The organism is Oleiphilus sp. HI0043 (genome assembly GCF_001634935.1).
The window spans coordinates 1-290 of record NZ_LWEY01000896.1 but is presented as its reverse complement, the minus strand read 5'-3'; the positions used below and the strand labels follow the sequence as shown (position 1 = coordinate 290).

Genomic DNA, 290 nt, shown 5'->3' with positions numbered 1-290 from the left:
GTCCTCACCTTCCGGTAATAGCAAAAAATCCAGCTGCATCCCATCTTCAAATATAGGCAAGGCGTTTTCCATTGCCTTTCTTGCAGCCTGTAATCCGGCTCGATCGCCATCAAAACAGAAAATAATGTGCTTACACCGTCGTAAGAGGTGAGAGAGGTTTTCGCTATTTGTCGCCGTCCCTAAGGTGGCTACCGCATAGTTAATACCGTACTGCGCTAGCGCCACAACGTCCATATAGCCTTCCACTACCAACAACTTATCAAGATGTCGGGTTGCCTGGTTCGCTTCAT

At 47.9% G+C, this 290-nt stretch carries 1 protein-coding gene; it reads right to left on the bottom strand.

What is annotated here, in order from left to right:
• Positions 1–290: toprim domain-containing protein (locus A3729_RS10155; RefSeq protein WP_156497864.1), on the bottom strand; the 290-nt coding region annotated here is incomplete at both ends.